Origin of the sequence: Metapseudomonas phytobenefica, assembly GCF_043392685.1 — a bacterium.
Classification (GTDB): Bacteria; Pseudomonadota; Gammaproteobacteria; order Pseudomonadales; family Pseudomonadaceae; genus Metapseudomonas.
In genome coordinates, this window is sequence record NZ_JBHZGM010000007.1 from 169,230 (window position 1) to 187,844 (window position 18,615).

At 59.1% G+C, this 18,615-nt stretch carries 21 protein-coding genes and 1 pseudogene; 12 read left to right on the forward strand and 10 right to left on the reverse strand.

Going from position 1 to position 18,615, the window contains the following annotated elements; genetic code table 11:
* Positions 1 to 16: 16 nt before the first annotated feature.
* The 5 genes from ACFW0B_RS08845 to ACFW0B_RS08865 all read right to left on the reverse strand — a co-directional run bounded on the left by ACFW0B_RS08845 (position 17) and on the right by ACFW0B_RS08865 (position 5,457).
* Positions 17 to 1,239, reverse strand: a protein-coding gene (locus ACFW0B_RS08845) for an IS3 family transposase (protein WP_449147542.1) whose coding sequence is annotated in 2 segments (ribosomal slippage) — positions 17 to 894 and positions 894 to 1,239 — 1,224 coding nt in all. Because the reading frame shifts where the segments join, the coding sequence is not laid out codon by codon here.
* A 546-nt stretch (positions 1,240 to 1,785) separates the two neighbouring features.
* Positions 1,786 to 2,811, reverse strand: a complete 1,026-nt coding sequence (locus tag ACFW0B_RS08850) for an NAD(P)H-dependent flavin oxidoreductase (RefSeq protein WP_151133669.1) — start codon at positions 2,809 to 2,811, stop codon at positions 1,786 to 1,788.
* 4 nt (positions 2,812 to 2,815) lie between these two features.
* A complete protein-coding gene (locus tag ACFW0B_RS08855; protein WP_449147543.1) occupies positions 2,816 to 3,370 on the reverse strand; it encodes a cytochrome b in 555 nt (184 codons plus the stop codon).
* 105 nt (positions 3,371 to 3,475) lie between these two features.
* Positions 3,476 to 5,149 carry a cation acetate symporter gene (locus tag ACFW0B_RS08860; protein ID WP_151133671.1) on the reverse strand — a complete coding sequence of 558 codons (1,674 nt, stop codon included), beginning with the start codon at positions 5,147 to 5,149 and terminating at the stop codon, positions 3,476 to 3,478.
* Positions 5,149 to 5,457: a DUF485 domain-containing protein gene (locus ACFW0B_RS08865; RefSeq protein ID WP_151133672.1), complete on the reverse strand. Its 309-nt coding sequence runs from the start codon at positions 5,455 to 5,457 to the stop codon at positions 5,149 to 5,151. Before ACFW0B_RS08865 ends, ACFW0B_RS08860 begins: the two co-directional genes overlap by 1 nt.
* A gap of 480 nt (positions 5,458 to 5,937) precedes the next feature.
* Here ACFW0B_RS08865 and ACFW0B_RS08870 point away from each other — a divergent pair, with 480 nt between their 5' ends.
* The 7 genes and pseudogenes from ACFW0B_RS08870 to ACFW0B_RS08900 all read left to right on the forward strand — a co-directional run.
* On the forward strand, positions 5,938 to 6,522 hold the full coding sequence (locus ACFW0B_RS08870) for a superoxide dismutase (RefSeq protein ID WP_151133673.1): 585 nt from the start codon (positions 5,938 to 5,940) through the stop codon (positions 6,520 to 6,522).
* Between the two features lie 63 nt (positions 6,523 to 6,585).
* Complete coding sequence (locus tag ACFW0B_RS08875) at positions 6,586 to 8,103, forward strand: CoA-acylating methylmalonate-semialdehyde dehydrogenase (protein WP_151133674.1); 1,518 nt, start codon at positions 6,586 to 6,588, stop codon at positions 8,101 to 8,103.
* 338 nt (positions 8,104 to 8,441) lie between these two features.
* Entirely contained in the window at positions 8,442 to 9,629 is a 1,188-nt protein-coding gene (gene hmpA, locus ACFW0B_RS08880) for an NO-inducible flavohemoprotein (protein WP_151133675.1), read from the forward strand.
* Between the two features lie 85 nt (positions 9,630 to 9,714).
* Positions 9,715 to 10,104 carry a tautomerase family protein gene (locus ACFW0B_RS08885; protein WP_151133676.1) on the forward strand — a complete coding sequence of 130 codons (390 nt, stop codon included), beginning with the start codon at positions 9,715 to 9,717 and terminating at the stop codon, positions 10,102 to 10,104.
* Between the two features lie 163 nt (positions 10,105 to 10,267).
* On the forward strand, positions 10,268 to 10,894 hold the full coding sequence (locus ACFW0B_RS08890) for a glutathione S-transferase family protein (protein ID WP_212632336.1): 627 nt from the start codon (positions 10,268 to 10,270) through the stop codon (positions 10,892 to 10,894).
* Between the two features lie 50 nt (positions 10,895 to 10,944).
* The gene (locus tag ACFW0B_RS08895) at positions 10,945 to 12,540 is read left to right on the forward strand and encodes an isocitrate lyase (protein WP_449147544.1); all 1,596 of its coding nucleotides are present in this window, start codon (positions 10,945 to 10,947) and stop codon (positions 12,538 to 12,540) included.
* 271 nt (positions 12,541 to 12,811) lie between these two features.
* Positions 12,812 to 12,916 (forward strand): annotated as a pseudogene (locus ACFW0B_RS08900) (DUF4113 domain-containing protein); the annotation flags it as partial.
* A 152-nt stretch (positions 12,917 to 13,068) separates the two neighbouring features.
* On the opposite strand, the gene ACFW0B_RS08905 reads toward ACFW0B_RS08900, so the two are convergent.
* Positions 13,069 to 13,590, reverse strand: a complete 522-nt coding sequence (locus tag ACFW0B_RS08905; protein WP_449147545.1) for a GNAT family N-acetyltransferase — start codon at positions 13,588 to 13,590, stop codon at positions 13,069 to 13,071.
* Between the two features lie 3 nt (positions 13,591 to 13,593).
* Entirely contained in the window at positions 13,594 to 13,956 is a 363-nt protein-coding gene (locus tag ACFW0B_RS08910) for a hypothetical protein (RefSeq protein ID WP_449147546.1), read from the reverse strand.
* 450 nt (positions 13,957 to 14,406) lie between these two features.
* Between ACFW0B_RS08910 and ACFW0B_RS08915 the strand changes: the two genes are divergently transcribed.
* Positions 14,407 to 14,802: a hypothetical protein gene (locus ACFW0B_RS08915; protein WP_449147547.1), complete on the forward strand. Its 396-nt coding sequence runs from the start codon at positions 14,407 to 14,409 to the stop codon at positions 14,800 to 14,802.
* Positions 14,803 to 15,085: 283 nt separating this feature from the next.
* Here the strand turns inward: ACFW0B_RS08915 and ACFW0B_RS08920 are convergent, their stop codons facing one another.
* A complete protein-coding gene (locus ACFW0B_RS08920) occupies positions 15,086 to 15,256 on the reverse strand; it encodes a hypothetical protein (protein WP_449147548.1) in 171 nt (56 codons plus the stop codon).
* A gap of 386 nt (positions 15,257 to 15,642) precedes the next feature.
* Between ACFW0B_RS08920 and ACFW0B_RS08925 the strand changes: the two genes are divergently transcribed.
* Complete coding sequence (locus ACFW0B_RS08925) at positions 15,643 to 16,179, forward strand: hypothetical protein (protein WP_449147549.1); 537 nt, start codon at positions 15,643 to 15,645, stop codon at positions 16,177 to 16,179.
* A 40-nt stretch (positions 16,180 to 16,219) separates the two neighbouring features.
* Here the strand turns inward: ACFW0B_RS08925 and ACFW0B_RS08930 are convergent, their stop codons facing one another.
* Complete coding sequence (locus tag ACFW0B_RS08930) at positions 16,220 to 16,390, reverse strand: hypothetical protein (protein ID WP_449147548.1); 171 nt, start codon at positions 16,388 to 16,390, stop codon at positions 16,220 to 16,222.
* A gap of 70 nt (positions 16,391 to 16,460) precedes the next feature.
* On the reverse strand, positions 16,461 to 16,640 hold the full coding sequence (locus ACFW0B_RS08935; RefSeq protein ID WP_449147550.1) for a hypothetical protein: 180 nt from the start codon (positions 16,638 to 16,640) through the stop codon (positions 16,461 to 16,463).
* Positions 16,641 to 16,776: 136 nt separating this feature from the next.
* Between ACFW0B_RS08935 and ACFW0B_RS08940 the strand changes: the two genes are divergently transcribed.
* From ACFW0B_RS08940 to ACFW0B_RS08950, 3 genes are read left to right on the forward strand one after another with little or no spacing between them, the layout of a single operon-like run.
* Positions 16,777 to 17,895 (forward strand): phage/plasmid replication domain-containing protein, encoded by a 1,119-nt coding sequence (locus tag ACFW0B_RS08940; RefSeq protein ID WP_449147551.1) that lies wholly within the window; start codon positions 16,777 to 16,779, stop codon positions 17,893 to 17,895.
* A gap of 1 nt (position 17,896) precedes the next feature.
* Positions 17,897 to 18,277: a hypothetical protein gene (locus ACFW0B_RS08945; RefSeq protein WP_449147552.1), complete on the forward strand. Its 381-nt coding sequence runs from the start codon at positions 17,897 to 17,899 to the stop codon at positions 18,275 to 18,277.
* A complete protein-coding gene (locus ACFW0B_RS08950; RefSeq protein ID WP_449147553.1) occupies positions 18,277 to 18,444 on the forward strand; it encodes a hypothetical protein in 168 nt (55 codons plus the stop codon). The genes ACFW0B_RS08945 and ACFW0B_RS08950 overlap by 1 nt, the downstream gene beginning before the upstream one ends.
* Positions 18,445 to 18,615 lie beyond the last annotated feature (171 nt).

The window sequence follows — 18,615 nt, forward strand, 5'->3', positions numbered from 1 at the left end:
GGACACCGGCACCCCGTTAAGTTGACGTGGTTGGCAGGCGCCTGAACTCCCGTGGCGAGCGGTAGTTCAGGGCGCTGTGCGGATGCTGCTCGTTGTAATGCTCGAAGGCGATGGCCAGATTGCGCAGGGCCGTCGCTCGATCAGGTTTGGGCATGTGGCCGATGTAGTCGCGCTTCATGGTCTTCACGAAGCTCTCGGCCATGCCATTGCTCTGCGGACTGCACACCGGGGTCGTCAGGGGCTGCAGGCCAATCTGCCGGGCAAAGGCACGGGTCTGTTCGGCGGTATAGGCCGAGCCGTTATCGCTCAGCCATTGCACCGGCGACGCGGGCGGTTCTTCACCGAAGCGCTGCTCGACGGCCTCCAACATCACGTCGCGGACATCGTCGCCGCTGTAGCCGTTTGGGCTGGCCACCCAGCTGATGGCCTCGCGGTCGCAGCAGTCCAGGGCGAAGGTCACCCGCAGCTTGTCGCCATCGTCACAGCGAAATTCGAAGCCATCCGAACACCAGCGGGTGTTGCTCGTCGCCACGGCAACACGACCTTCGTGGCGCCGCGCGACGCCCGGTTGCTTACGCCGCCGCTCCAGCAGCAGATCGTGGTCACGCATGACGCGGTACACCCGTTTCACATTGATCGGCGGCAGGGCCTGCTGCTCATGCTGTCGCCGCAACAGGCCCCAGACCCGGCGATAGCCATAGCTAGGCAACTCGCCAACTGCCTGCTGGATCTGCTCGATCAGGGCTACATCGTTGAGCGTCCGGCGCCGACGGGGCTTCTGCCCTGGAGCGGGTTGCTTGAGTCGAGCCGTCAATTGCGAGCGCGCTACACCGAGACTTTCACTGACCACCTTCACTGGTCGTCCCCCGGCAACAAGGGTGAGTGCGCAAGCCATTTTCGCGAGCGGGCGATCTCCACCGCTTCCTTGAGGATCTCGGCCTCCATGGTTTTCTTGCCCAGCATCCGTTGCAGCTCACGAATCTGCTTCAGCGCATCGGCCAACTCGGAGGCTGGCACCACCGCCTCACCGGCACTGACCGCCGACAGGCTGCCGTCCTGGTAGAGCTTGCGCCAGTGAAACAGCTGGTTGGCGTTGATGCCGTTACGCCGGGCCACCACCGAGACGCTTTGCCCCGGCTCCAGGCTCTCGCGCACCATGGCCAATTTTTCCTCGACGCTCCAGCGGCGGCGCCGCTCCTGGCCGAGAACTTCGATGGATTTGTCTTTGCTGGTAGTCATAAACACAGTCGTTTGCCTATCCCTTATGGTAAGGGGGAAACAGTGTCCTGTGTTTCAAGGGGCTCGTTCACTGTTGTCCTTTAAGTGCTCAATCGCCTCATACGCACAAAAACTGGTTCGAGCAGCAGAATGGAGCCGGTCACGGCTATGCAACTGACAACCGCCACCGGATCGATGCCGCACAACACACCGCCCCCACTGGCAAGTGCAGGAGGGTGGCGAAACCGAGTGAATTGGATCATTAGCAGTAGCATGCAGCCTGCCGCCAGCTTTGGGTCAGCGGCTCCTGGCCAGGACACGGCTTCATTTGTGTGCACCAGGCAAAGCAACGCTGCGCCTCCAGCACTGATCGAGTGGGAGGCCAACTGCGTCAAAGCGCGAACCGCATTCGTTCTGCACGACGCTCCCGAAGCGAGAGCCGTGATCACAAGCGGGAAGGCCGCCGCTTGCGCCCCCCAAGCCCCTGCGACCCACAGACATGCCACGCCGACGAGCAGCGCGCGCATGAACGACATGGGGCCAGATGGCGTGGCGGCGGCCCAAAGGTTAGGCTTTTCCACCTGAAGCCGAATATTGGTAGCCGGCGGTAGTATGGCCAACGCCTGTGTCCCTTACTCCAGGTACCGCTGATGCTATCAATGGCAGCCCTTCAATAAGCTCCGCTACGCGCTCTGCTGCAGGTACCACGCTTCCGATCTTGCCAACACCCTGTCCAGCGTAAAGCGAAAGCTTCTGGGCCAGGCGCGGCTTGTCTATCGCACGTGCGCCGCCCCCGATGAAGCGCAGGAGATTCCACTTGTCGCGGTTGGGGATGACCCTATGCGGCGTGCCGTACTTCCAGCCAAACGAATACCCAGTCCTGTACTCGGTATCGTCTACAGTGGCCTCGACGATCTTCTGCTTGTACAGCGGATGGGCATTCGACTCCTCGCTGGCCACGAAGGCGGTGCCGACTAGAACGCCGGCTGCTCCGAGTTCCATTGCCGCCCGAACATCGTCGCGGGTTACGATGCCGCCGGCCGCTAACACCGGTCGTCCTTGTGCAATATCGAGCAACGACGGCAACAAGGACATGAGCCCGATGGTGCCCCTGTTCAGATGGCCGCCACCTTCACTACCCTGCGCTGTAAGCATGTCCGCTCCGCGCTCGAGCGCCAGTCGGGCAAGCTTGACCGAACCGACCTGCACCATAACGACAATGCCCGCATCCTTGGCTCGCGCGATCATGTCGGCATACTGCTCATCCTCCGCGTAAAACAGGGTCAGCATCTTCGGCTTTTCCTGGAGGATGACCTGGAACTGCGCTTCGAAAACGTCCGGACCTCCGAACGACGGGACAAGGTTCACTCCAAACGGCTTGTCAGTGAGTTCCCTGGTTTCCTGGATCCACTTGCGCAAGGTCTTTGGTGGTAGCCGCAGTCCACCTACCGTACCCATCCCTCCGGCATTCGCCACCGCTGCGACGAGCTTAGGACCAGAAATCGCGGCCATGCCGGCGAGAAAAATCGGGTAGCGGACACCGCATAGCCGGGTGACTTGGTTCCCAGGGAAATCCGAAATGAGGTTGTTCATGACTTCACAGCTCCACTTGTTTACCGAGCATTCGCTTCAAGGAATCGTTCTTCAAGACGAGGTGGTTTTTCAGCGCGCCAAAGATGTGCAGCGCCAGACCTGCGAGAAAGGCTGTTGCACCAACGTTGAAGAGAATTTCGATTACCCGTTGAAGCTGCGCGTTGGGGTCGACGAGGGCTGGTAAAGCAAGTCCACCTGGCAGAGCGATCGCCTCTCCAGCAGCCGACTTGGCAAGCCAAGCCGCGATTGGTAGCAGCACCATCGCTAGTGCCAATGCTACTGCGACTGATCTACTGATAATCACCTCGATGGGGTTGGGCGTGCCGACGGGCAGCGGATGGTAGGAGGTCACCCTCGCCCAGAATCGATATATCGAAACGAGGAATAGAAAGATGCCCAGCAGGTTTTGCATCTGAGTCAGTTCCATTTGCCGCGATTCATCGGCAGCCTGAGAAATCGCAATGGCCAAACCGATGATCGAAAACAGCAGTGCTGCGACTATCCAGTGCAGCATGACAGTGATGGGCGAGAACCTCAGACCGTTGTCTCTTAGTTGCATGATTGCCTCCGTAGTTGCGTTATCTGCGAGTAGGGGCGGGCAGCAACCTGGACCACGCCGCGAGGCATGATTCCAGGTCGTGGATCGGGTGCTGCCCGATAAGTGTTAGTGGCTGACTGCGCCGGATGCGCCGAGCCCGGTCTGTGCACGGACGAACTGATTTTCGAAGTCGTCCCGCTCGCGTTTAGCCCGATAACTACGGTCCGTGATTGAGCCGAGCCAGGCGAAGAGGAAGGCAAGGTTCATTGAGATGATTGCCGGGTAGTCAAAGGGGAAGACCGCATCGGTATTGCCCAGTATCTTGACCCAGACGGCCGGTGAGAGGATGACAAGACTGACCGAACTCACTAGGCCCGCTGCGCCGCCGATCAATGCACCGCGCGTTGTCAGCCCTTTCCAGTACATGGAGAGAGCCAAGATCGGGAAATTCACCGACGCTGCGACGCCAAAGGTGAGTGCTACCAGGAAGGCTATGTTCTGCTCCTTGAACAGAATGCCCAGTGCCACGGCCACCACGCCGATGCACACAGAGGCAATTCTCGACACCCTCCGTTCACTCGCCACGTCAGCATGACGCTTCTTGACCACCATGACGTAGAGGTCATGCGAGATCGCCGAAGTACCTGCCATCGTGAGACCCGCAACCACAGCCAGAATCGTTGCAAAAGCTATGGCTGAAAGGAATCCGAGCATCAAATCGCCTCCCAGCGCCTTTGCCAGGTGCATGACTGGCATGTTGCCGCCACCGATGAGTTTTCCGCCGAGCTGGCCAGCTTCAAAGAAGGCGGGGTTCTTCCCCACGATCACGATGGCGGCCATGCCCAGCACCGCAACGACCAGGAAAAAGAAACCGATGAAACCTGTAGCGACGAACACCGACTTGCGCGCCTGTTTGGCGTCCGGGACGGTGAAGAACCGCATGAGGATGTGGGGCAGCCCGGCCGTTCCGAACACGAGCCCGATCGACAGCGAAATCATGGCCACTGGGTCGGACACCAACTTGCTCGGCAGCAGCACTGCGCTTCCACTCTGATGGGTGGCGACCACCTGCTCGAACAGTGTGTTGAGCGAGAAGCCGAATTGGGCCAGGGCCAGCGTAGCGAGGAAGGTGCCACCAAACAGCAAAAGCACCGCCTTGATGATCTGCACCCATGTCGTCGCGACCATGCCACCGAAGGTGACGTAGATCGCCATGAGCAGACCGACCACGATTACCGCATAGTTGTAGGGGAGGCCGAAAAGCAATTGGATCAGTTGACCTGCGCCGACCATCTGCACGACGAGGTAAAAGCACACCACGGTCAGTGAGCCGAAGGCCATCAGCGTGCGAATCCGGTTTTGGTCGAGCCGATAAGCAGCTATGTCCGCGATGGTCACGCGCCCCAAGTTTCGAATGCGCTCGGCAAACAGGAACAGGAGGAGTGGCCACGCCACGAAGAAGCTAATCGCATAGATCATGCCGTCGTAGCCGTTGAAGAAGATCATGCTGGTCAGGCCGAGCAGGGCTGCAGCCGACATATAGTCGCCAGCCAAGGCCAAGCCGTTCTGGAATCCGGTGATCCCGCCGCCGGCGGTGTAGAAGTCCTCCATCGACTTGGTCTTGGACGCGGCCCAGTAGGTGATGCCAAGAGTTGCCACCACGAACACCAGGAACATTGCGATCGCCGTCAAATTGATCGGCTGCTTTTCGACCGCCTCCAGTGCCCCTGGCGCAGCAGACGCGGCCGTCGCCCAGCCCAGCAGGACCGAGATAATCAGGAACTGACTTGTGCGATTCATTACTGCTCTCCCGCGAGGATCTTTGCGGTGAGCTCGTCGAATTCGCCATTTGCGCGGCGAATGTACAAGCCCGTCAACAGCCAGGCGCCGACAATCAGCACGACACTGATCGGCCAGCCGATCGTCACGATGCTGGCGGCGGAGAACCGCGCTGCAAGCACCTCTGGCATGAAGCCGGCGACGTAAATGAAGGCGAAATACGGGAGCAGGGTCGCCGCAGTGAGGCATGCGACAAATCTTCTGCGGCGTCTTACCAGTGCGACAAACAGGGGGTTCGTGCGAATCCCGGCGAGTGCATTCGGTTCCACTTCTTTGTCTCCGTCTAGCAGTGATTGTTGACCCTCAGTCCCTCGGGAGATTCGTGGGCTTCGGCTTCTTGTTCGACGGACGATAGGCCGATCATTTGATCTCAACAAATGATGTTTGGTGATGCGTGCGATCTTTTTTGGTGAACCATGGCGGATGAAGATCAACGCAAATCTGCGTGCATTTCGCCTGTGGGGCCACTGGGCTGTGTCCCATTTACGGCACGGCTATGCAGGGTGGGCGGCTTGCGAAACCCATCAACGATGCCGATGGGTTTCGCTCCGCTCGCGGAATGGACAAATTCCGATGACGATTCACAATTAGTGAATCAAGTCATCACTAATCATCATTTTACGTGAATTTATTGGGACCCTATCGTCACTGGAAGTCGGTTGGCTCTATGGCAACCGCTTATGGAGCCTGGCTTTGGCAGTTGCTGAAAGCCATCGGTCCGCCGCTTCCGTGAACAAGAAGAGATCCCAATGGAACACATACTTCCCCCCCTGCCGTACGAGAAGAGTGCGCTGCTTCCCTACCTGTCAGTGGAAGCCTTCGACTACCACTACTCCAAGCACCATCAGGCATACGTGACGAATCTGAATGGCCTGATAAAGGGAACGCCTTATGAAGGTGCGCAGCTGGAGGAAATCGTCACGACGGCTCCCGCTGGTGCGATCTACAACAACGCCGCTCAAGTCTGGAATCACACCTTCTTCTGGAACTCGATGACGCCTGCGGGTGGCAATGAACCCACTGGCTTGCTGGCCGAGGCCATCCAGGGCAAGTGGGGAAGCTTAGGCGCTTTCAAGGCCGCATTTCGCGCCTCCGCTATCGGCAATTTCGGCTCGGGCTGGACCTGGTTGGTCAAGAAGGGCGATGGCTCGGTCGATGTGCTCAACACCGGCGCAGCGGGCAATCCGCTGACCAGTGGCGACAAGCCGCTCCTGTGCCTCGATGTCTGGGAACACGCCTATTACATCGACTACCGCAATGGGCGCCCCGTCTTTGTCGATGTCTTCCTCGACAAGTTGGCCAACTGGGCCTTCGCCGAAGCCAATTTCGCCTGACCCAGCGCTGTTTCGCTGAGGAACGTTCCACCTACCTTTCTACTTCGATTGGAGACACCCGTCATGACCAGTCAGCCAGTTAGCATCGATCATTTCATCCACGGCCGCGTGACGCCTGGCACTTCCGGCCGCGCGCAGAATGTCACCAACCCGTCTACCGGTGTAGTGACCGGCGAGGTGGCCCTGGCCTCTGCCCAAGAGGTCGATGAAGCAGTGAAGTCCGCAGCAGCCGCCTTTCCGGCCTGGTCGAACTTGCCGCCGCTGCGTCGGGCACGCGTCATGTTCAAGTTCCTGGAGCTGCTGAACCAGCATCGCGACGAGCTGGCTCGAATGATCACGGCTGAACACGGCAAGGTCTTCACCGATGCCCAGGGCGAAGTCACCCGTGGTATCGAGATCGTCGAGTTCGCCTGCGGCATCCCGCAGCTGCTCAAGGGCGATTACACCGAGCAGGTCTCTACCAACATCGACAACTGGACCATGCGCCAGCCGCTGGGTGTGGTGGCGGGAGTCACCCCATTCAACTTCCCGGTGATGGTGCCCATGTGGATGTTCCCGGTGGCCATCGCCTGCGGCAACACCTTCGTGCTCAAGCCCAGCCCGATCGATCCCTCGCCCTCGCTGTTCATGGCGGAGTTGCTCAAGCAGGCCGGTCTGCCCGACGGCGTGTTCAATGTCGTGCAGGGCGACAAGGTGGCCGTCGACGCGCTGCTGGATCACCCGGATGTGATGGCAGTGAGTTTTGTTGGCTCGACGCCCATCGCCAACCACATCTACGAAACCGGTGCTCGCCACGGTAAGCGCATACAGGCGCTGGGCGGCGCTAAGAACCACATGGTGGTCATGCCCGACGCCGATATCGATCAGGTGGTCGATGCCCTCATGGGCGCAGCCTTCGGCTCGGCCGGCGAGCGTTGCATGGCCATCTCCGTGGCCGTCCTGGTGGGCGATGTCGCCGACAAGCTGATGCCCAAGCTGGTGGAGCGCACTGAGACGCTCAAGGTTCTCGACGGTATGAACCTGGCTGCCGAGATGGGCCCCATCGTGTCGGAGGCGGCGCGTCAGCGCATCACCGGCTACATCGAACAAGGCGTCGCGGAAGGTGCGCGGCTGCTGGTCGATGGCCGTGGCTTTGACGGCAAGCAGGCCGGCTCGAACTGCGACCATGGCTTCTGGCTTGGCGGTACCGTGTTCGACCACGTCACACCTGAGATGAAAATTTACAAGGAGGAGATCTTCGGCCCGGTGCTAGCTTGCGTGCGGGTGAAGGATTTCGCCGAGGCGGTAGAGCTGATCAACGCGCATGAGTTCGGTAACGGCACCGCGTGCTACACCCGAGATGGTCACATCGCGCGTGAGTTCGCACGCCGCATTCAGGTTGGCATGGTCGGTATTAACGTGCCGATTCCTGTGCCCATGGCCTGGCACGGGTTTGGCGGTTGGAAGCGCTCGCTCTTCGGCGACACCCATGCCTACGGTGAAGAGGGCGTGCGCTTCTACACCAAGCAGAAGTCGATTATGCAGCGCTGGCCGAACAGCATTGCCAAGGGCGCTGAATTTGTCATGCCCACCTCTCAGTAACCAACCGCGGCGCTCGTCGACGGGCGCCGTGTCATGAAGCTGGGACCTCCGAGAAATTTTGAAGAGCGTTCGCAGCACTGTAGGGCGGCAACCATGCCGACCTCCGGAGAGCTGGTCGTCGTGTTCTCGCTCCCTCCCGCCGGCCCTGGCGACAGGGTTGGTGGCTCTTGCGTCCCGGTCCGCGTCATGACCGGTTTGGGTTGCGTGCGGTCGACGGTCCGCACGCAACCCCGTTCTCCGTAAATCGAGGGCAAGGCCTCGTGCGGGCTGTCGCCGGAATCACATGCATTGGACCGCTTGGGGTCCTCGTTCATCTGAAACTTTCCTAGGTACCTTTTATGCTGACAGACACTCAACGCGACATCATCAAGGCGACAGTTCCGTTGTTGGAAACCGGTGGTGAGGCGCTTACCACACACTTCTACAAGTTAATGCTTAGCGAATACCCGGAAGTTCGCCCGCTGTTCAACCAGGCTCACCAAAGCAGCGGCGCGCAGCAGCGAGCGCTTGCAAACGGCGTACTTCAGTATGCGCGCCATATCGACAGGCTCGAGGCTCTCGGCCCACTGGCCGCGCAGATCGTAAACAAGCACGTGTCACTGCAGATTCAACCTGAACACTACCCCATCGTCGGCACCTGTTTGCTGCGCGCTATCCGCGAAGTGCTGGGCTCGGACTTAGCGACCGATGAAGTGATTGCGGCCTGGGGGGCGGCATACCAGCAGCTCGCCGATATTCTGATTGAGGCCGAGCGCGAGGCCTATGCTTCCCTGGCTGCCGCGCCTGGAGGGTGGCGAGGCGGTCGTGAGTTTCGCGTGGTCCGCAAGGTGCCTGAGAGCGTCGAAATCAGCTCTTTCTACCTGGAGCCCGTTGATGGTGGTTCGGTGGTGGACTTCAAGGCGGGCCAATACATCAGTCTGCGCCTGATCGTGGGTGGCCAGGAAATTCGTCGTAACTACTCGCTGTCAGCCGCCGCCAATGGACGTGGCTATCGCATCAGTGTCAAGCGCGAGCCCGGTGGAGTGGCCTCCAATTACCTGCATGACCTTGTGAGCGAGGGAAGCACTCTGGAGCTGTTCCCGCCAGCTGGGGAGTTCACGCTCAACGACAGCAACAGACCCCTGGTGCTGATTAGTGGGGGCGTAGGCATCACGCCGACACTGGCCATGGCCGAGGCTGCATTAGCTGGCAGCAATCGCCGCATCATCTTCATCCACTATGCACGCAGTGCACAGGTGCATGCCTTCGGCGAGCAGATCGATTCCTGGGAGTCGCACCACCCGCAGTTTCAACGGTTTGTCGTCTACGAGGAGGTTGAGGCACAGGCACCGCGTGAGCCGGATGCAGTCGGCCGGCCCACATTTGCCCAATTGCAGCAATGGCTACCTGCAGACCTTGATTTCGATGCCTATTTCCTGGGGCCGAAGCCGTTCATGGCCTTCATCAAGCGAACTTTGCGCGAACTGGGCTTGCCCGAGACGAGAGCTCGTTATGAGTTCTTTGGCCCCTCTGAAGCATTGAGCTAGGCCGCCTCCTGGGTCCCAATCTCTGCCACGGCAGGGGCGGGGGGCCAATCGGCCGACTCGAGACTACCCACACAGGACAATCAGTATGCCGCTTCTCAAGTTTGACCTTATCCAGGGACGCAGTGACGAAGAGCTCCGTACCCTCTTGGATGTAGCCCACCACGCCATGGTGCAAGCCTTCGAAGTTCCATCCAGCGATCGTTATCAATGTGTCACGCAGCATCGTCCGGGCGAACTTGTGCTGGAGGACACGGGGCTGGGTTACGCGCGTTCGGCAAGCGTCGTCTTACTGACGATTATTTCGCGGCCGCGCTCGCAGGAGCAGAAGACGGAGTTCTACCGCTTACTGGTCGACAAGCTGCAAACCGAATGCGGTCTATCAGCGGATGATCTAATCGTTTCGCTGGTGGAGAACAGCGACGCGGACTGGTCCTTCGGCCGTGGGAAGGCGCAGTTCCTGACCGGGGAGCTCTAATCGCCGCAGACAAAGCGCTCAGTTAGTCGGCCGGCCAAGTGCCGGAGCTGGGCTCAGAGCAGACTACTGCTCGGGCGCCTGTCCTCGCGTTTAGTCAGTTCGAGGTCGAGCTTACTGCAAGTGCTGCGAACACAAGCTTTCCTCAAATTCCTGGAGTACTGAAATGACCATTAAGCTCTATCACCATCCGCTTTCAGGTCACTCTCATCGCGCACTCCTCGCACTGTCGTTACTTGGTGTGCGGTATGAGCTTGTTTATATCGACCTCAAGACCAAGCAGCAGAAGTCGCCCGAATTTCTAAAGATGAACCCGTTCGGCCAGATCCCCGTATTGGACGACGAGGGGACGATCATCACCGACTCCAATGCCATCTTGGTGTATCTGGCTGCTAAGTACGACGTTGCAAGTCGGTGGATCCCACGTGACCCCAAGGGTGCGGCGCGAGTGCAGGTTTGGTTCTCCGTGGCCGCCGGCCAGCTCGCGTTCGGGCCAGCTGCGGCGCGACGAGTCACTGTCTTTGGCGCTGTGCTGGACACGCAGGACGCTATCGCCCGCTCGCACACCTTGCTCACACTGATGAACAGCGAGTTGGACGGGCGTAGTTTCCTTGTGGGGGATTCGGCCACCTTTGCTGACGTCGCGATCTACAGCTACATCGTCAACGCGCCTGAAGGAAACGTTTCGTTATCGGACTATCCGAACGTTCAGGCTTGGCTCGCACGCGTGGAGGCATTGCCTGGCTTTGTACCGTTCAATACCACTGCAGCCGGCCTTCGAACGACCGCCTAAGCGGGTGCAAAGTCGGTGCTCAACTCCATACATACTTTGAAGGATTGACCATGTCCGCTTATCAAAACGACATCAAGGCCATTGCCGCTCTGAAAGAAGCAAACGGCAACAGCTGGAGCGCTATCAACCCCGAGTCGGTTGCCCGCATGCGCGCCCAGAACCGCTTCAAGACCGGTTTGGATATCGCCAAGTACACCGCGGCCATCATGCGCAAGGACATGGCCGAGTACGACGCCGACTCCTCCGTCTACACCCAGTCCCTGGGCTGCTGGCACGGCTTCATCGGTCAGCAGAAGCTGATCTCCATCAAGAAGCACCTGAAGACCACCAACAAGCGCTACCTCTACCTGTCCGGCTGGATGGTGGCCGCGCTGCGTTCCGAGTTCGGCCCGCTGCCCGACCAGTCGATGCACGAGAAGACTGCCGTCGCCAACCTGATCGAAGAGCTCTACACCTTCCTGCGCCAGGCTGACGCCCGCGAACTGGACCTGCTGTTCACCGCGCTGGACGCCGCCCGTGCTGCCGGCGACAAGGCCAAGGAGGACGAAATCCAGGCTCAGATCGACGGCTATGAAACCCACGTGGTACCGATCATCGCCGACATCGACGCCGGTTTCGGCAACCCGGAAGCCACCTACCTGCTGGCCAAGAAGATGATCGAAGCCGGTGCCTGCTGCATCCAGATCGAGAACCAGGTGTCCGACGAGAAGCAGTGCGGTCACCAGGACGGCAAGGTTACTGTTCCGCACGAAGACTTCCTCGCCAAGATCAATGCCGTGCGCTACGCCTTCCTCGAGCTGGGCGTGGATGACGGCGTGATCGTCGCCCGTACCGACTCCCTGGGCGCCGGCCTGACCAAGCAGATCGCCGTGACCAAGCAACCGGGCGACCTGGGCGACCAGTACAACTCTTTCCTGGACTGCGAAGAAATCTCCGCCGCCGAACTGAAGAACGGCGACGTGGTGATCAACCGCGACGGCAAGCTGCTGCGTCCCAAGCGCCTGGCTTCCAACCTGTTCCAGTTCCGCAAGGGCACCGGCGAAGACCGCTGCGTCCTGGACTGCATCACCTCGCTGCAGAACGGTGCCGACCTGCTGTGGATCGAAACCGAGAAGCCCCACGTTGGCCAGATCAAAGGCATGGTTGACCGCATCCGTCAGGTCATCCCGAACGCTAAGCTGGTGTACAACAACAGCCCGTCCTTCAACTGGACGCTGAACTTCCGCCAGCAGGTATTCGATGCGTTCGTTGCCGAAGGCAAGGACGTCTCCGCCTACGACCGCGCCAACCTGATGAGCGTGGAATACGACGAGACCGAACTGGCCCAGATCGCCGACGAGAAGATCCGTACCTTCCAGCGCGACGGTTCGGCTCACGCCGGCATCTTCCACCACCTGATCACCCTGCCGACCTACCACACCGCAGCCCTGTCCACCGACAATCTGGCCAAGGGCTACTTCGCCAACCAGGGCATGCTGGCCTACGTGAAGGGCGTGCAGCGTCAGGAAATCCGCCAGGGCATCGCCTGCGTCAAACACCAGAACATGGCTGGTTCCGACATCGGCGACAACCACAAGGAGTACTTCTCGGGCGAGGCAGCTCTGAAGGCCAGCGGTGAAGACAACACCATGAACCAGTTCCACTAATCGGAACTGCCAGCGGCCGACCACGCACCGGCCGGATATGGCGTGTCGGAGAACCCCGGTGCATGCACCGGGGTTTCCGGCCTTAGACGAGAGCGCATGGTGAACTTCATGTTCAGCGATGAAGACCAAGACCTCAGCAATTTCGGACGCGATGATTTTTTCAATGACGGCGGTAGCGCAATCTCGGCCTGGGGCATCGACCGGCGCATGACGGAGCACCTCCACGCCCAGGGCATCAGAACCGCCTGGGATTTGGCCCAAGCTGACGCCTGTTCGGCCAGGCGGCGTTCCCGTGGCGCCGGATTGGGGTATGTGCCGGGAATTGATGAGCCAGAGCTATACAACGCGGCTCGATCAGTTGTGGGCAGTCTTTTGAGGCGTCACGGAGGGACGGTGTTTCGACGAAGGCGTGTATTGCAGTAGGGGATGAGTTGGCTGGGGTCGGAATCCGCCCCCAGGCCGGAGATTACTGGAGCCAGGATTTCACAGTTTCTGCGCCAAACTCGGCTTTCCAGGCATTCATAGCGCTTAACCCTTGGGGGCGTCTTCCCTGGCCTTGAGGGTTGGAATGAAGGTACCGGTTGGAAGCACCAAGCGCAGCGGGTTCACCGGAGAGGCGGTGAATCCGAGGCTGCCGTAGTAAATCGCCGCATCCACATCCTTGGCGTCTACCGCAAGGAACGCCACGCCTGCATGTTTCGAGCTCGCGTAGACGCGCCTGAAGACGTCTGCGATGAGTCGCTTACCCAGACCTTTACCTTGCTGCCCCTTCTCGACCGCCAGACGACTTAGGAGCACCGCAGGAAGCGGATAGCGAGGTAACCCCTTGGCCAACTCGGCGGTCACGTCGGTAAGCAAGATTGAGGTGCTAGCGAGGGTGTAGTAGCCGGCCAGAGCCCCGTCCTCAAGGTAGAGGAACGTCCTGGAGACGTTACGCTTTTCGTCCTGGGTGGCTTGCTTCGCGATATATGTGTTGAGGGCCGGGTGCTTACCGCAATCGAACGCATCCCGCGCCACTGCCTTGTCGTAGGCGGTGGTGATGAAGTCCATTTATCAGTGCAGTTCCAGGAGGGCCGCGAGCTTTTTGTTGGGCTTGCCGGGGTTATCCAGCAGGTCGATAGCGGTCTCGGCCTTGAGCACAGTTACGCCATCCTCGGCCAGGGCCTTGGTCAGGTCGACAGGCTCTTCGGTGACAGCAAGACGCTTCATGTCGCCAAGGATCTGCCGCTCGAGCTCCTTGACCTGCACCTTGGTCACCTTTACAGCAGCCTTTCCGTAGTTAGAAAAGCGATCAGCGATTTTTACAGTCAGCACGCTGCCCCAACGCACATGCATGGCGCCGGTATCTTTTTTGATTTCGACGAAACCGCCTTTCAAAGCTGGTTTCTTGGGTTTGTCTTCGCGAGCTGCGGACATGGTTCCTCCTTGGTGCAGCTCAATTATTGCACAGCAGCGGCACTGGAGAAAGAAATCAACCCACGAGCCTCGGCCCTAGAGCGTCCGGTTGGAAGGAGCTTCGCAAAATATATAAACGCAAGCAAAATTTATGCGCAGTAAAATTTACTGCACATAATTGGGTTCGGGGTTATGTTGAGTGGATGCCGTGGGACTATGTCCGGCCACGGCTTCCACGTAACATCAACCCCGGATTATGGGAAGCCGATTGGTACCACCTTCACGTCCATCTCCTTCCCGGCCAGCACCGACTCCTTCCGCAATCGGTACCATTTTCGTCCTCGAGCAGCTGACCAGGTGGAACGAAAAGGTACCAAACCCCCTAGACAGCACTTTATGATTTGGTACCATTTCCCCGCCGGCAGATCTCGACCAGGTCGGCGAAAAGGTACCAAAAAGGAGGGTGCTGCTGTGCTTATCAAATTCGACGTAGATGACGCTCTGGCTGATCGCATGAAGGCGCAGTACGGGCAGAAGGTCGCCAGCAAGGCTTTTCATCAGGCCGCTATAGATTCGCTCGACCTTGCTGCCCAGGTTCGCGGCTTGCGTCGTGACGTACAGGATCGCGATCAGGAAATCGCCGTGCTTCGCCAGACCCTGGAGCGGGCCCGTTCGGCTGCTGCTTTGCTGCTGGAGGCTTGTGGCCAGGGCGATCTTCTCAACGATTCGGTACCAGTTTCGCCATCATCTCGGCGCCGGCCGACTCCTGCAGAAGAACAGATTGGTACCGAAACGGGCGTTTCCCCTCAGGCTGGCGAGTCTATGGATCACTTTCTTGCCCGTCTTTCCCGCCAAGGTCGTAGCTGATCACGTCAAGGGCCGCCGCACCGGCTCGTCGGAACACGCTTTACCGTTCCGGCGAACGGAGCGCCGGGCGAAGCGCACCCTTGAACGTACCCCGTCCAACTACTCTCCGCCTGGGATGCAGGGAGAGCTTTACCCCCTGCATCCCTGGCCTCGCCGAGAGCCCCCGGAGGGCCGCCGGAGGCGCTTTTGATTTGGCTGTTTGGGCGCCTCGGATCGGCACCCGGCAGGGTGGGGGCGCTGTAACACCCCCACTTTACCCCGGAACTCCGGGGTAACCCCTCCCTCAGTCCCCCTGCTTTTTGCTTCTCTTGCAGGTCAGGTACAGGTCTGGCGGGTCTAGGTTGTCGCGCTGTTTTTGCGCGATGGTGCTCATCAGCTCGAACCTGATTACGGCTGTCTGGCATTCGTCAAATGTTGGAACCTTCACCAGTAGCATGGGGTTCGGGTCGTTCATGGCCATGCCTACCATTAGCATCCATTCCACGTTGTTATCCCTTCTTGTCCCGTCCGTATCAGATTGATCTTCAATCCTTTTTTTTGTGGAAGCGTTGGTAGTCCTCGGGCGTCATTTCTTCCAGCCCTTTGAGGATGAGCCAGCGCAACACTTCAGTGTCTTTCACTGAAGCCTGTAGTTGGACCACCGCTTTCACTGTCTCTTTTTCAACCTTCCGCCANGTGGCGTCGTCGATGTGCTTGGTCGGCATTATTTCCATGTCCGTCAAGTGTTTGGCGCCTTTTATCGTAGCCTGATTTTCTTAGAGCCTTGACATTGAGATTCTAAGAATCTAATTTTCCGCCTGAATCTAATTTCTTAGAAACTGAGAAGGCGGAAGGGACTCGATGTTTTACGACTGGGTCAAGGCCTATCAGGACTATCCGTACGACCTGCCCAAGGTCGCGGATATCTTGGTCCGTCGCTTCGACGCGGAGTCCGAAGAACTGCTCAGCGAATCCGCGCCGGCCTTCTTCGCAGAGGGTAGCTACTGCACCACGTTTCGCATTCATGTCTGCGGGCGCCGGATCACGGTTGATGGCAACGCCTCCCGGATCAATCGGCTCGACAACGTGTTCGGTATCGAGCGCCTGGACGATTGCATGAAGGTGATTAACGCGATTTTGGCCGATGAGGGCCTGCCGCCGATGACCAAGTGCACGCGGGTGGATCGCCTGCAGGACGGGACTGCGCTGCCGGATGGGGCGGTTTTTCAGCGCCTCGACCTGACCAGTAATTTCTACGTCGGCAAGGGCAACGAACGCGCTTACCTGCGTGGCATTTCCAGCCAGCGCTACCGGAATTCCATCGGCTACCTGTACCCGGACGGCAACACCTGTGTGTGGACGCCGAAGGGTGGCGAGAAAGCGGGGCGGCTGGTGTAACACCCCCACTTTACCCCGGAACTCCGGGGTAACCCCTCCCTCAGTCCCCCTGCTTTTTGCTTCTCTTGCAGGTCAGGTACAGGTCTGGCGGGTCTAGGTTGTCGCGCTGTTTTTGCGCGATGGTGCTCATCAGCTCGAACCTGATTACGGCTGTCTGGCATTCGTCAAATGTTGGAACCTTCACCAGTAGCATGGGGTTCGGGTCGTTCATGGCCATGCCTACCATTAGCATCCATTCCACGTTGTTATCCCTTCTTGTCCCGTCCGTATCAGATTGATCTTCAATCCTTTTTTTTGTGGAAGCGTTGGTAGTCCTCGGGCGTCATTTCTTCCAGCCCTTTGAGGATGAGCCAGCGCAACACTTCAGTGTCTTTCACTGAAGCCTGTAGTTGGACCACCGCTTTCACTGTCTCTTTTTCAACCTTCCGCCATGTGGCGTCGTCGATGTGCTTGGTCGGCATTATTTCCATGTCCGTCAAGTGTTTGGCGCCTTTTATCGTAGCCTGATTTTCTTAGAGCCTTGACATTGAGATTCTAAGAATCTAATTTTCCGCCTGAATCTAATTTCTTAGAAACTGAGAAGGCGGAAGGGACTCGATGTTTTACGACTGGGTCAAGGCCTATCAGGACTATCCGTACGACCTGCCCAAGGTCGCGGATATCTTGGTCCGTCGCTTCGACGCGGAGTCCGAAGAACTGCTCAGCGAATCCGCGCCGGCCTTCTTCGCAGAGGGTAGCTACTGCACCACGTTTCGCATTCATGTCTGCGGGCGCCGGATCACGGTTGATGGCAACGCCTCCCGGATCAATCGGCTCGACAACGTGTTCGGTATCGAGCGCCTGGACGATTGCATGAAGGTGATTAACGCGATTTTGGCCGATGAGGGCCTGCCGCCGATGACCAAGTGCACGCGGGTGGATCGCCTGCAGGACGGGACTGCGCTGCCGGATGGGGCGGTTTTTCAGCGCCTCGACCTGACCAGTAATTTCTACGTCGGCAAGGGCAACGAACGCGCTTACCTGCGTGGCATTTCCAGCCAGCGCTACCGGAATTCCATCGGCTACCTGTACCCGGACGGCAACACCTGTGTGTGGACGCCGAAGGGTGGCGAGAAAGCGGGGCGGCTGGTGTACCCCGGTAACTACAACAAGGCGGCCGAACTGGACGCCCACCTCTTACCGAAGGTGAAACGCGCCTACGGCGAGGACTCCGACGAATACCGCTACGTCAAGCAACTGCGCGACCACTGTGCGGAAGTCGGCATGGTCCGGGCGGAGATCAAGCTTCGTTCGGAGTTTTTGAAGCGTGAACGCCTCTGCTTTTGGGGCCTATTCGATGAAGAGCGACTGCGTGAAATCCACCGGGATTTCCTGACTACGGGTGACAAGATGAACGTTACCGCTTACGACATTGCGAGCATTTCCGAACAACTGATACGCGAAGGCATCTGTAATTCGATGCAGGCGGCCACCCGTACTGCTACTTACGCCATGGAGTGGGTCCACGGCAAGCAATTCGACTTCAACAAGTCTGCCGTTCAGGAGCATCGCGCCCGTCTGCGCGCCATCGGTATCGATATCAAGCTGCCTTTCGACTCCAGTCGCCGTCTGGTTTACATCCACAACGTGCGCGAAGTCGAACGCACCTTCGAACCCCAGGTGCCGAGTTTCTACCGCCCGGCTGTTATTCCGTCTCACCTGCGACTGGTGGCCTGAGATGAAGTACCTCCTCGTTATGTCCATCTCCGGCGCCCTGGTACCGGCTCACCGTCTGCTGGCCGGTGGCGGTCCTGCGGTGGTCTGCGACCGTCCCGAAGACGCCCCGTACACCCCGATCCAGTGGGCCGAAATGAGCGCTCAGCGCATGACCCGTGGCGACCGTCGCCAGTTGGACATGCGCGCACGTTTGCGGGCTGCTGTGGCCGCATCGCCGCTCCGCGATCAGGTTGCCGAAACGATGGCGGCTCTTGATCAACGCAAGGCGGACGGTGCCAAGCCTGAGCGCCTGTATGAGTTGGTGGAACAGGGACGCGGCACGCCTTGTCTGGCCGACTGGATGGGCTACGCCTCGCTGACCGATGCAGGGGAGGGCGCCTGATGCTCGCCGCCACCCTCGAAACTGTTTTCTGGCTCGCCCTGGGCCTGCTGGCTATCCAGCGTTTGGGCTTTTGGGCCCGTTCCTCGGCTGCTCCGCGCGGCCCCAAATCCAACTTGGGCCGTTCTGTGGCCGGCCCCTTCACTACTGCAATGGAGATTGACCAATGAGCCGTATCGCGCGTGGTTTCGTACAAGACGTGATTCAGAAGGGCGAGGGCGACAAGGCCTTCGCCATCGTCGGCATTACCGTAACGAGTAAGAACCGTAACGGTTTTGACGTATCCGAACTGCTGGAGTTTTCCGTACGCGGTGAGCAGTTCAAAGGCGGCTTGCACAATG